Genomic DNA, 13014 nt, shown 5'->3' with positions numbered 1-13014 from the left:
TACGATTTATAGTATCAGAATTTATTTCACTACAATTTTAGAGGAAGCTTTGTCTTGTGTGGCATCAACAAGAACAATGTAGCTACCAGCGGGGAGGTGGCTGATATTCAGCGTGTGCCCCTTGCCTTGTGCGGCGAGTTGTCCCGTTGTGGAGTAGATGCTGATGGTCTTCACGCCTTGAGCAGGTTCTACGGTGACACATTGGTTTTGCGCCGTGATAGTGATGAGCGATTTCTGTGTCGTTGCGGTATTGATGCCTGTTGAGATGCTGGTGTTCGGTGAGAAGTAAGCCGTGAGCAAAACGTTGTGGTCGAGCGCGAACGTATATGTGGCGTCGAGCGAAACAACATTATTGTTCTCTTTCCAGCAAAGAAAGCGCGCATTGCCCAGCGGAGTGGCTTTGGCGGTGAGTCCATCAAGAGTGGCCGTGCCGCGCTGGCTGTCGTTGGTGGTCACGCTAGCTGTGAAGGTCTGTCCCTCTTCGGGTACCACCTCGAGGATAAAGTCGAGCGTTTGTCCCGTCACTTCCTCATCGGCTTCCGTCAGTCCGTTGCTGGTGAAACGTATGCGCATACGACTTTTACCTGTAGCAGCATTAGCGGGAATAAGGATGTTTGCTTCCATCTCTTGAGCAGCGGTGAGCTTTTGTGCTGTTTCAAAAACACCGTCGCGGTTCCAGTCGAAATAAACATAAACGGAGTCGCCTGCTTGCGGGGCATCTTTCAGCGCCAGTGCAAGAGTGGCAGTGCGCCCCTTTACGAGGGTTGCTTTAGAAGCGGTATAAATCGTGTACCAGGTATTGGGCTTCGTGTTGGGAGCAATAATTTGTCGGCCGCTCGCCACCTGTGCCGGATAGGTAAGTGGAGTGAGTACGCCCGCACCTTTGAGAGAGGCAGAGAGGACATAGTTGGACGTCAGTGCACCACAAGGAAAATCATAAATCTGCTCTCTGCGAGCAAATTCACTGCGGGCTCCAACAAATGTGACAAGCGAGTCGCCATCAATAGTAAGCGTTGTTTGCGGCGTTGCAACGGAGGTGAAGTAGTAGCCAGCAGGCTTACCAGCACACACCTTATAATGGACGTTTGCTCCCAACACTCTATCGGCAGCCACGTTCACAAGCTGATAGCCGCCCGTGCTGTTGCCCGTTCCAACAAAGTACCATTGTGCAGAATTCTCCATATTCTTACCCCAGCTCAGCGAACCGTCGGCAGCCATAGTAAGATAGAGTCCGTGAGTGTTTTTCAACAAATATTTTCGAGTTGGTTTCCCCACAGCTGTAGAAGGCACAAAGGGGCGCAACTCATAGAGATTCTCGGTTTCCGTAGTGCTCCACCAGGAATTACCATTGGAAGCGCCAGCTTTCCAAACGATGACATTGGAACTTGCTCCGTCCTTGTTCAGCCCGTTAGGCGAAGCACTCGTATTGGCATAGTCGGCACAGTCCGTACTGGTGAAGCGACAGAAATTGCCGTTAGTACCGATATAGTACTCCACGGGCGTACTGCTCGTTTTCATTATCGAAGCTCTCGATTGCGCAATATTGCAACTGGCGATGTAGTTGCCCGAAGCCGAATTGCGAATGTAATAGCAGTTGGCCTTACTGGTTGGGATAAACTGCCAGAAGATGCGCTTCGTTACGTCGTAAGATGTCACAACGAGCGTACCGTCTGATTCTTCGCTGATATAGCTCGAGCTATTGCTCTTCATAGCAATGGTGTAGAACTTGTCGGCACTATAACTGCCGGCGTTTGCTGAGGCGCATAATGTCAAAGGCAACCACAGTAAAAGAAGTAACAAAGAGGTATATTTTCTCATGATGGTGTGTTAAGTCGAAACTTGCTTCGCAAAACTACTACTTTTTTACATATTTTCTCACCATTTTTCCGTTTTTTCGATATATACCTTTTGAAAAACACTTTTATGAGAATACTCATTACCTTTCTTTTACACAAAAAAGAGTGGAAAAAACATAGGAAGAGGAAAAGAAAAGCCCCTCCCTCTTCTGCATGCAGAGAGGGAGGGGGATTGGATTGTGAAACCAAAGTAGTGAGCAATATGGAGTGCCGAACTAATTAGGTACTGTCAGCATTACCGTTTTTGCCCAGTGTCGAGAGGTATGCTCCTTTAGCTTAGGCGTTTGATTTGAGTTGCTTAAGCACTCGGCCGGCTGAGTCGGACAGCAGGGTGATGGCACCGGCAAGGATGACGGTATCTTTTATGACCAGTCGGCCAGCCCCCGACAACAGCGGGAAACCATGCTCGCCACTACCGAGGTCGGGCACCCAGCATTCAGGCGTAGTGATAAGGAACGACAGCGTGCCTATGGTCATGATGATGGCTAAGGTGTCGCCCACGATGCCGGCTTTGGAGGAGAAAATGCCAAGGAATACCAGGATACCGATGCTCATGATGAGTACGCCCAAGCCGCGAGAGAATACGTAGGTGCGGTTGCTCTCGTGCCATTCACGGTTTTTCTGAACGAATTCGCCTTCCTTGTTCTTATATTCCTTGTATTCGGGAGCTTCCTTAGCATAGAAGAAGCTCATGAAGGGGCTATTGGCCACAAACGGAACAATGCCGTCGGCTTCGTAGTGGGTGAACTTCAAAGCGCCAATCCATACGAACACGATGAGGATGGCCAGGCGGATGAGTTTTAAGCCTACATTCTTGAGATTGGCTGCAAAAGACAATAGGGTGATAAATGTTTCTTTCATAAAAAATAAAGTGCTTTGTTGTGATAAATACTTAGTTCACTCTGCGAACAGAGTTTCGTAGTCAAAGATACACACCTATCCTAGGTTTTAACAAATAAAAAAGCATAAAAAAAGAAAAAACAGAAAAGTTTTTCTATAAAATAGCTCTTTTCTGTTTTTTCTTTATATTGAAATGATAAGGCAAGTTTGCTTTTCTGCATAGAAAACATGCTGATTTCCCAACTTGCTATTTAGCGGATAAGTTCTGCCTCAGGGCTTAATGTTTCTTAGGAGCTAAGAGACGGTGGTAGCGCGCATCATCGCAGAGTACTTTGAGAGCAAGTTTGAAATCCTTGTCGTTGCGCAGATTATATTCGGCCACACCTTTTTGGTAGTAGTAGCGCGTCACGAGTTCGGATTCCACAAGCGACTTAATATCTTTGCGCCAATAGTCGAAATCGTACTCAAAATTATGGGAGAGCTTTTTCTCCAGCGCATTCAACTCATCTTTGGCCATTTGTTCGTAACCTTCTGCTGCTACAATGCTGCGCAGGATATTGAGTGCAGATTTCGATTGCGTATCATAAGTGAAATTCTCCTTTTTCAGGAATTGCAGAAAGTCGTTGTACTCCTGATCAGAAAGAGAAAAAGTACTGGGACGAGCAATGGTGCGATGATGATTCTGGTAGTCGGAGCAATAGTTGCGCAGGGCATCGCTCGCTGAAAGATAGGAGAAGAGCGAGGGCAAGGAGTCGGGCACGGTTACGATATCGGGCGTGATACCTCCCCCATCGCGAACAGGACGTCCGTTGGCAGTATGGAAAACTTTAGAAAGCGAGTCGGGCAGGTGTTGCGGTTGTCCGTTTTTATAGCTATACGCTTGAATGCAACGCCCTGAAGGGATGTAGTACTTACTTGTGGTGAGTTTGAGAATTGCCTTATAGGGCAGTTGTCGCGTCTGCTGTACCAGACCTTTACCATACGTGCGCTGACCGATGATGACGGCTCGATCGTAGTCCTGCAAAGCTCCGCTCGTGATTTCGGCCGAAGAAGCTGTACCGTTATCGGTCAGAACAACGATGGGCATTGTTAAATCGGCTGGTTCATTCTTTGTCTTGAAAGTGGAATTTACTTCTTTCAACTTCCCCTTCATACGCACCACTTCCTTTCCGCGAGGCACGAAGAGCCCCACCACATTGACGGCCTGATCCAACAGACCTCCGCCATTTCCGCGCAGGTCGAGGATGAAACGCCGCATACCTTTTTGCTTCAGCTCAGCAAAGGCCATCTGGAGTTCGTGGGTTGTTTGCTCTGTGAAACCTGTTAGCAAGGCATACCCAACGGTGTCGTTCACCATTGTATAGAACTGAACGCTGGGCATCGTTACGGTGCGCCGCGTTAGTCGGAAAGTGAGCGGTTTTTCCACACCATAGCGTTTCACCTTTAGTTCAAAATGGGTACCAACATCGCCACGAAGCGATTCGCTAACACGGCTGGAGTATTCACTTTCTTTACCTTTTTCTGCTTCACCATAATCCTTTCCATCGATGGAAAGAAGGATGTCGCCAGCGCGAAGACCGGCCAGAGCAGCAGGCATTCCCTCATAGGGTTCTTCTATGATGCAGCGACGTGCTTTGTTGAGAAAAGAAATGACAGATCCAATACCGGCATACTTACCCGTGGTGAGTTGTTTGAGTTCTTGCGTCTTATTCTCAGCATAGTACTGCGTATAGGGATCAAGCTGATTGAGCATATAGAGCAATGCGTTGTTGATATTTTTCTCCGCACTCAGTGTGTCCACATAATAAGTGTCCAATTCCTTATAAAGGGAATTGAAAATATCGAGGTTTTTAGAAATCTCAAAATTGTGGTCGGAATTGCTTTGCGCCACGCCTTCCATCGAGAAGACAAGGGCAAAAAGAAAAAGCAGCTTTTTCATGTTCAAAATGTTGATAAGAAGAAAGAGGCAGAAAAGAAAGAGGAGAAAAGGAAGAAAAGGGTGCAAAACGTTACTTTCACAAGAGAGCAGAAAGCAATCATCGGAAAATCATCGCTTGCTTTGCACCTTTTTCTCGTTATCTCATTTCAGTTTCTCACAAATTTCGTCCCAAACTTCGTCGGGAAGGGTTGTGCCTACCACCTGGATGACCTTGCTCGCCAGGAGAGCACCTTTCTGAAGACAGGTTTCCAAAGATTCGCCACGGCTCAAGCCATAGAGGAAACCAGCGGCGAAATAATCGCCAGCTCCCGTGGTATCTACCACTTTGTGGACTTTCTCTGCTGCCGCGCGAGCCACTTCCTCTCCACGTTTTACCAAAGATCCTTCAGCGCCTATCTTGACAATCGCGATTTCGCATTTTTCGGCCAACACATTGAGAGCCTCAACGGGATCGGACTTACCGGTGAAGGATCTGGCCTCATCTTCGTTGGCAAAAATAATATCGACTTTCTGAAGAAGTTGTTCGAAGAAGGGGCGATCATCCTCCACAATATTATAGCTACCAAAGTCGAGACCAATCTTCAGCCCTTTCGATTTGGCAATATCTGCGGCGCGCATCACCATTTCGTGGTTCTGCACGAGATAACCTTCAATATAGAAAATATCGGCATTGTCGAACCATTCCGTTTGCAAATCATCAGCCGTCAGTGTGGCCGCTGCGCCCAAATAGTCGTCGAAGGTGCGCTGTCCGTCGGGGGTAATAAAAGCCGAACAAACACCCGTGGGGAGATCACCAATCAAGAAATGAGGAATACCGCCATGCTGCAAAAAATTATCTTTATAGAACTCGCCATAGCGATCATCGCCCACTTTCCCGATAAATTCGGGCTTTGCGCCGAGATTGGCCAGTGCCAACATCGTATTTCCCACAGAGCCACCAGTAGCAAAGCTGGTTTGAAGTTTCTCCAGCTTCTCATTGAGCTTTTTATACCCCTCGAAGTCCACAAACTGCGTAGAACCTTTCGGGAGTCCCAATTCCTTGAGAACAGAGTCGTCAATCTGTGTCAAAACATCGCAAAGAGCGTTGCCAATGCCTAAAATCTTCTTCATTTCAACTTTTTTTTCAAAATTCTATGCAAAGGTATTGCTTATTTCGGAAATAGACATTACTTTTGCACCGCAATTCTGAGAGAAACCTCATTATCCTGCTTCAGTAGCTCAGTTGGTTAGAGCACCTGACTGTTAATCAGGGGGTCGTTGGTTCAAGCCCATCCTGAAGCGCAAATATCTCAGAAGAGCACTGCTTCAGTAGCTCAGTTGGTTAGAGCACCTGACTGTTAATCAGGGGGTCGTTGGTTCAAGCCCATCCTGAAGCGCCATGGAGGAATCACTAAGAAGTGGTTCCTCTTTTTTTGTTTATTGCAAAACGTGATGAAGAGAGGAAAGCTGTGCGTAGTGATGGGAATGTTCGCACTTATGCTGTGCGCCCAAACGCCAAAGAAAAACAAAACGACGACTGCAGTTGCCCACGCAACGGTGGCGGAAACGGACGATGCGGTGCTGCAACGCTGGGATGCTGGACGGAAGGTGTCGGCCAAAGCTGTGGAGAAATTCGGACGAAACCATTGCTTCGTTGCTCAGCGCATCCCCGACAAGGTGTTTCAGAGAATGTTGGGAAAATCATTTCCTAAAACAAATGCTATCGAGCGTGAAGAACTGCGCTATCTGCGCCTACTCCATTACAACAAAGAGGGCGAAATACGGCTGGGAGAAATGGTGTGTAACAAGCGCATTGCTGGCACACTGGTTACTATCTTTAGCAAACTTTTCGATGCGCACTACCCCATCGAGCGAATGGTGCTCATCGACAATTACAACGCCAACGACGAAAACTCTATGCGTGCTAACAACACCAGCTGCTTCTGCTTCCGCTCCGTGAGAGGTACGAAAAAACTATCAGCCCACTCCCGTGGAATGGCTGTCGACATCAACCCGCTCTATAATCCCCATTGCAAAAGGCAAAAAGGAAAACTCTCCGTTGCACCCACAACGGCTCTACCCTACGCTGATCGCTCCAAAAAATTTGCTTACAAGATTGAGCATGGCGACATCTGCCACCGCCTCTTCCTTGAGCATGGCTTCAGATGGGGCGGCGCGTGGCGTCACTCGAAGGATTATCAACACTTCGAAAAATAGAATATACAAAAACGGTATCTTCACCACGGAAAGCTTCAAACAGGAAGCTTTCTCTGCAATTTCCCCAAAAGAGAGTTGCACTTATTTATCTACACAGGCAAAAATATCCTTATTGCGTTTGAAGATACAATAAGGCTGTCAGCTGACATCCTTATTGCGTCAGCCCACGCTCTTATTGTATTTACGAGTTCAACAAATAGAACCACAACTACAAGAAAACACACTTCTCCACAGAATTTTGTTTTTTGCGTTTTTGTCGTCACGTTGTCACACTATGAACATAAACGACTGAAAATGTATAGATTGAGCGCGTGACAACAAGGTGGCAACAAATATTTTGTTGTCACACCCTCAAGCATCTATTTATCAACGTGTTTACTCCTCCGTGACAACGTGACAACAAAAAATGAGTTTTCTTGGTAGGAGTACTAATAGAAGTCATAGCTCCCTATCCACTGTCCCCTGCGGGGACACACCATGCTTAACCGCGGGTGATGCCCGAAGGGTGAACCCGTGGGAGATGTAGCAAAACTCACCTCCGACACCAGCGGTGTCGCACTGCACCCTTTTCTACTCGTATGTCTCTTTACTCATATACTCTTGCAATGCTATGCTTCTAACAAAAAACCGCCATACCGACTTAAGGGTATTGCGGAAAGGGAATCGGGTTTATCCCCGAATTATACTGGTATTCATAGACAAAGAAAACCACCAATGCAATTCGGGGATGAACCTCAAAAAAAGAGGGAAGTAAACACTCCCCTCTTTCATTAAGAGATATTAGACTTATTCAATGGTTTCGGCTCCATTACCATCTATCATAGGCCAACCTGGATTCTGATAAACAACAGATGTTTTCAGATCTGCCTTATTGGTTGCCGTCTTGCGGAAAACAGATTGTGGCAGCGGCATGAGATAGTGAGCCGGAGTGAAGTTTAGACCATTATAGAGCAGGTTGTGGTCAGCAGGCTTGATCTGGTAGGGACGAATATAGTTGCTCAAAGTTTTGGCAGACATATTACCCTTTTCACCTGTTAAGTCGACAACAGCTTTATCATTACCGTCTTTGTCGCGGAATGCACCTTCGTAAACAGTGCCCCAATAGCGGAAACCTTCAACCTGGTAGTTCTTCACCTGGTCGCAAGCGCGCCAGCGTTGCAAATCGGCCCAGCGGAAGCCTTCGCCAATCAGCTCATTGCGGCGTTCACGGCGGATATTATAGAGCGTTGCATTGATGAGCTTACCGTGAGAGTAAGCAGCAAAGTCGCCCTTAGCTTCCTCGTTCATATCGGTGGCAGCAATTGTTATATTGTAGTTCTCATTCACCTTTGCACGGCGACGGATAGCCTTCCAATAGCTTTCAGCTGTAGCATCAATTGTTCCATTGAGTTCATAAGATGCTTCTATATAGTTGAGCAGAGCTTCAACGCCACGGAACAAGAGACTACCATTCACACTGTGGAAGTGGGTCAGATACATGGTGGGGTCGTAGTGCTTACCCTTCTTAATCATATAGCCCGTTACCGCACGCTTTTCTGTTTCTTCGAAAATGCTGCTCCCCAACTGAACGTTGGCGGTGGTACCATCAGCAAAGTAGCTCTCAACACTGTTGTCGCCCTTTGTGAAGATGCGGATACGTGAGTCGCGGTTTGCCAATGTAGCACTAATACCATTCAGCTCTTGAGAGTCATTGTAGCCAGAAGCTGCGGCATAGATGGGATAACCGTTCTCCATCACGAAGGAATTGACAAGGCCACGTGTCCAACCCGTGTTGCAACCGTTCTTCTGGAAATATTGCTGCGTGTTGTGACCTGTGCCTTTCGCAACGCTATATTCGCGCCACATCAGCACCTCGGGATAAGTGGACATATCCGCATCGCAGAACATTGTATAGTAGGCATTAATGGACTTATACTTATTATCCATACCTTCGTCTGTGGCAGTATTTTCGGCCAGTTTGCTAACCATCTTGTCGCCCACCATCTTGGCACTCTTCATGGCTTCACCGAGGAAGTATTTCACTTCGGCAGCGTTGTCATAGCCAGCGGCATCTTCAGCAGCACCGGGCCAATCCTTACCACCTGGAACAAAAGCTGTTCCGGCATGATACTTCTCGAATGTACCTTCGTAGAGAGCTACGCGACTGCGAAGCAGATAAGCCACATCGCGAGAAACGCGTTCTTTCTTGCCGTCGGGAGAAACCTCTTTGAGTAGACTGATAGCTTTGTCGAGGTCTTCAAGGATGAAGCGAGCCACTTTGTTACGCGGATCACGATGAGAGGCTTTGAGAAGAACGCTTTCTTCATCGGGAAGTGCAGTAGTGATGATAGGGCAGTCGCCGATATTCTTCAGGAGATTGAAGTAGGCGTATGCACGGAGAAGATACATTTCGCCAATGTAGTGCTTAATGTTATCCGCATTGCCTTGAATCTTACCAGCTTCGTACTTGGGAAGAACCTGCTCGAAGAAGTAGTTGCAATGGCGCACTTGGGTGAAGTTCCACGGATTGCTACTACCCACCTTGTATTGTCCTGGAATCCATAGGTTAGAACCTCCAGCATTCACCTGGTTGTCTGTACCGTTATCATCGGCGAAAGTACCAATGCCGTAAGAACCAGGTTGGATGGAATTGAAATTATAGTATTGGATACTATATGCAGCAAGGTCTGCTTCGGCTGTAAAGTACTTACTGGGAGTAAGGCTATCTTCTGGTTCACGATCCAGAAAGTCATTACAGCTTGTCAGTGTTAACGCACCACACAGCAGCAGTGAAAAATATTTTAGTTTCATAATGTCTTTTTTATTAAAGAGTACATTTAGATTGATGCGGAATAGAACTTTTCCGCTCTTTTCTCAGCGAATTATGAGAGTTAGAAAGTGACACTTACACCAACAGACCATGTCTTAGAGAGCGGATAAGTCTTGCTGAAGCCCCAACCACCGGCGTCGATGAGTTCGGGATCGCCCATCTTGGTGAACTTAGTGAAAGTGAGGAGATTCTCAGCCGAAACAAAGAAGCGAACTTTCTGAACATAGAAACGCTGTGTTAGTGCTTCTGGGAGAGTGTAGCCCAACGTAACGTTCTTCAGACGGCAGTAAGCTGCATTCTGCAAGTAGCGAGTTTGTGCTTGCTGGTTCTTCTGTGTGCTCCAATCAGGTTCGGGATAGTAAGCGTTGAGGTTCTGTCCGAGCGGATCGTTTGCATCGGCACGGAAGTAGTCGAGATGCTCCTTGAAAGCAACGCTCTGCCACTTGCCACCGCTGGCACCCCAGAACATAACACCGCCACCACCTGCACCAGGCCAATAATCGCGCTTCAGAACGCCTTGGAAGAATACCTTCAAGTCGAAGCCTTTATAGCTGGCTGTGAGGTTCAGACCGAAGTTGTAGCGCGGAGTGGAGTTACCAATAATCTTGCGGTCACCAGAATCGTTCGCCGTATTCTGACCAGTATTGATATTCTTATCACCATTAAGGTCTTTGTACATAATGTCACCAGCGCGCCAATTAGAACCGAGCGCATCTTGGTTAGCATTCTTCAGGTGAGCATCCATCTCTTCCTGAGTCTTAGCCATACCTTCTGTAACATAACCCCAAATATCGCCTAAGTGAGCACCCTTATAGTATGTCTGAGAGAGATCTTTCGCTGCATTGGGATAACGATCTATAACCACTTGATTGTCGCTCAGCATGAGGTCGGCACCATAGAAGAAATCGTTGATATGATCGCGCCATCCGAGCGTGAGTTCCCAACCCTTTGAGGTCATATCGAGGTTGTTCACCTTAGGAACAGCCGTACCGAGTACATCAGGAAGCTCAGGAGCAGGACCTACCATGTCCAAAGTTTTGCGTTGGAAGTAAGTGAAGCTGGTTGTCAAGCGGTTGTTGAAAGCACCGAAGTCAACACCGAGATCCCATGTGCGGGTCTTTTCCCATGTGAGCAATGCACTGACGAGAGCTGGTTCGGAAGCCAGATTCTGCTTCTCTCCATTGAGCAACCAGTTACCGGCATTAGCACTATAACCAATCGTAGAATAGAAGGGATACCAGTTGTCCGTGTTTTGGTTACCGAGCTTACCCCAAGTGAAACGGAGCTTCAAGTTATTGATCTTATCTTCGATAGGTTTCCAGAAGTTTTCCTTAGAAACATTCCAACCTAAAGAGAAGCTGGGGAAGAGATTCCAACGCTTTGATCTGATGAAGCGAGAAGAACCGTCGTAGCGAAGACTTGCTTCTACCAAGTAGCGTTCAGCATAGTTGTAGTTCAAACGACCAAAGAAACCTGCTGTTGACCAACTTGCCAAACCACCTGCTACGCGCGGATTGGTGGAAGTAGTGTTCAGTGTAGGCACTCTAGAAAGAATACCATCACGAGAACCTGTCACATTGCGATAGTGGAACCATTCGCTTTGGAAACCGGCCATCACCTTGAAATTGTGATCACCAAAGCTGTGAAGGTAAGTTGAATAGATATTCGGATTGAAATAGTTAGACTTGTAAGCGTATTCCGTTACGGAAGAAGTCTGATTGTCTGTTGCGTATGGATTGTTATTAACATCCCAAGCGTAAACCGTCTGATAATCTTCGTGACGGAAAGTGGTGCTTGCGCGATAGTTCAATTCAGTATTGATCGTCCAGTTCTTGATAGGTTCAAGAATGAGTGAGAACTGCTGATCCAGATTATCCTGCTGAATATTGTAAAGACCACCACGATTAAGCATTTCGTAGTAAGATTCGCGTACGGGGTGTCCATTTGGGTCAATAGTCGGAACAATCGGCCAGTAACGGCAAGCATTGTGATAGAAGAGAGGAGTAACAAACGACGGACGTTCAAAATCCTCACGGTTGAAGCGAGTTGTATAACCGAAGTGCGCCCACGGAGCCAGCTCACTATTGATGCGCCCTGTGAAGGCATAGCGGTTGCGGTCGTCCTTAGCTTGCTTAAGCATACCATTGCGCTGTAGGTAGTTAGCAGAGAAGTAGTATTGCATCTTTTGACTACCGCCTGAAATACTCAGCGTGTGCTCTTGTGAGAAACTATTGCCGAAGTGGTATTTCAGCCAATCGGTGTTGCCTGATGGGAGCAGATCAAGATTGTCCCAAACCTCCCAACGGTTAGTCTTTGGGTTGGCGTACATTGTGGGGCCACCTTTTCCCGCAAGATTGTCTTTGATTTGCTGCAACTTAGCATCTGTAAACATGGTGCTATGTCCAGCTGCATTAAAGAAGAGAGCATACTCATAGGAGTTCATCATCTCCGGCATATTAAGTGGAGAGTTGAAACGGAATGAGTTGTTGTAGTTGATCGATACCTTACCCTCTTTACCTTTCTTCGTTGTAACGAGAACAACACCACCTGCTGCGCGTGAACCATAAATAGAGGAGGTACTCGCATCTTTCAGGATAGAGATGTTTTGAATGTCTTGAGGGTTGAGGGTTGAGATGTCGCCCTCCATACCGTCGATGAGGACAAGCGGAGTTACGGAAGAACCAGAACCGATAGTTCCTTTACCACGAATATTGAAGTTTAAATCAGAATCGAGCGCACCACCGCCTGAACCTACGGCGAAGTTCATACCAGGCACAACACCTTGCAGTGCTTCAACAGTGCTATTAACAGGACGAGCTTGGATTTCTTTTGCGCTAACGGTAGAAATAGAACCTGTCATATTGACACGTTTCTGCGTACCGAAGCCCACTACTACAGCTTCGCCCAGTGTATTGTCTTTTTCTTGAAGAGTGACTTTTAGTGGACCACCATTCCACGTCACCTCTTGTGTGTCATAGCCCAAGAAGGAGATGACTACAACAGAGCCTTTTTTCACTCCTGGAATAGAGAAAGAACCGTCGCCCTTAGTGACGGAAACACGGCCCGAATTCTTAACTCGCACAGCGGCGCCCATTACAGGTTCGCCATTAGCGTCTGTTACTACGCCTTGTAGCGCATCTTGCTGCTGCGTGATAGTCATCGTTGGTCGGACACTTGACGCCAAAACTTCTGGTGCCAATCCACCACCCATAACCGTCAGAAGCAAAAACGCTCCGAATGAATTTGAGAGATGAGACATAGATGAAGATGATTAAAAGGTTTGTTACTTTATTTTGTTTGATTAGGTTTTTGTTTTGTTTCTTGTCAGGTCTCTTCGTCTTAGTGAAATAACTATGCTAGAGAGTCATCCTTCT

Annotated in this window: 7 protein-coding genes and 2 tRNA genes; 3 read left to right on the top strand and 6 right to left on the bottom strand. The window is 47.0% G+C overall.

Annotated features, from left to right (window positions below; all coding sequences use genetic code 11):
* Positions 1 to 21: 21 nt before the first annotated feature.
* The 4 genes from ACO4R2_RS06995 to ACO4R2_RS06980 all read right to left on the bottom strand — a co-directional run bounded on the left by ACO4R2_RS06995 (position 22) and on the right by ACO4R2_RS06980 (position 5745).
* The gene (locus tag ACO4R2_RS06995; RefSeq protein WP_484769696.1) at positions 22 to 1800 is read right to left on the bottom strand and encodes a GEVED domain-containing protein; all 1779 of its coding nucleotides are present in this window, start codon (positions 1798 to 1800) and stop codon (positions 22 to 24) included.
* Between the two features lie 332 nt (positions 1801 to 2132).
* Positions 2133 to 2717: a DUF417 family protein gene (locus ACO4R2_RS06990; RefSeq protein ID WP_315091431.1), complete on the bottom strand. Its 585-nt coding sequence runs from the start codon at positions 2715 to 2717 to the stop codon at positions 2133 to 2135.
* Positions 2718 to 2973: 256 nt separating this feature from the next.
* Complete coding sequence (locus tag ACO4R2_RS06985; RefSeq protein ID WP_484769695.1) at positions 2974 to 4635, bottom strand: S41 family peptidase; 1662 nt, start codon at positions 4633 to 4635, stop codon at positions 2974 to 2976.
* 141 nt (positions 4636 to 4776) lie between these two features.
* Positions 4777 to 5745, bottom strand: a complete 969-nt coding sequence (locus ACO4R2_RS06980) for an adenosine kinase (protein ID WP_484769694.1) — start codon at positions 5743 to 5745, stop codon at positions 4777 to 4779.
* A 97-nt stretch (positions 5746 to 5842) separates the two neighbouring features.
* On the opposite strand from ACO4R2_RS06980, the gene ACO4R2_RS06975 reads away from it, so the two are divergent.
* From ACO4R2_RS06975 to ACO4R2_RS06965, 3 genes are all read left to right on the top strand, one after another.
* A tRNA-Asn gene (locus ACO4R2_RS06975) sits at positions 5843 to 5916 on the top strand.
* Between the two features lie 21 nt (positions 5917 to 5937).
* Positions 5938 to 6014 (top strand) — tRNA-Asn (locus tag ACO4R2_RS06970).
* 52 nt (positions 6015 to 6066) lie between these two features.
* Positions 6067 to 6831 (top strand): M15 family metallopeptidase, encoded by a 765-nt coding sequence (locus tag ACO4R2_RS06965; RefSeq protein WP_484769693.1) that lies wholly within the window; start codon positions 6067 to 6069, stop codon positions 6829 to 6831.
* Positions 6832 to 7617: 786 nt separating this feature from the next.
* On the opposite strand, the gene ACO4R2_RS06960 is transcribed toward ACO4R2_RS06965, so the two are convergent.
* Together ACO4R2_RS06960 and ACO4R2_RS06955 are read right to left on the bottom strand one after the other, a co-directional pair.
* A complete protein-coding gene (locus tag ACO4R2_RS06960; RefSeq protein ID WP_484769692.1) occupies positions 7618 to 9621 on the bottom strand; it encodes a RagB/SusD family nutrient uptake outer membrane protein in 2004 nt (667 codons plus the stop codon).
* Positions 9622 to 9701: 80 nt separating this feature from the next.
* Complete coding sequence (locus tag ACO4R2_RS06955) at positions 9702 to 12899, bottom strand: SusC/RagA family TonB-linked outer membrane protein (protein WP_484769691.1); 3198 nt, start codon at positions 12897 to 12899, stop codon at positions 9702 to 9704.
* Positions 12900 to 13014: the final 115 nt, after the last annotated feature.

This window comes from Alloprevotella sp., from assembly GCF_057240785.1.
The sequence above is the reverse complement of the archived record's forward strand: the minus strand, read 5'-3'. Positions and strand labels throughout refer to the sequence as shown.

Excerpts from the sequence above, each read along its gene's own strand:
- ACO4R2_RS06990 (WP_315091431.1), bottom strand. The coding sequence starts at position 2,717 with ATGAAAGAAACATTTATCACCCTATTGTCTTTTGCAGCCAATCTCAAG.
- ACO4R2_RS06985 (WP_484769695.1), bottom strand. The coding sequence starts at position 4,635 with ATGAAAAAGCTGCTTTTTCTTTTTGCCCTTGTCTTCTCGATGGAAGGC.
- ACO4R2_RS06980 (WP_484769694.1), bottom strand. The coding sequence starts at position 5,745 with ATGAAGAAGATTTTAGGCATTGGCAACGCTCTTTGCGATGTTTTGACA.
- ACO4R2_RS06965 (WP_484769693.1), top strand. The coding sequence starts at position 6,067 with ATGAAGAGAGGAAAGCTGTGCGTAGTGATGGGAATGTTCGCACTTATG.
- ACO4R2_RS06960 (WP_484769692.1), bottom strand. The coding sequence starts at position 9,621 with ATGAAACTAAAATATTTTTCACTGCTGCTGTGTGGTGCGTTAACACTG.
- ACO4R2_RS06955 (WP_484769691.1), bottom strand. The coding sequence starts at position 12,899 with ATGTCTCATCTCTCAAATTCATTCGGAGCGTTTTTGCTTCTGACGGTT.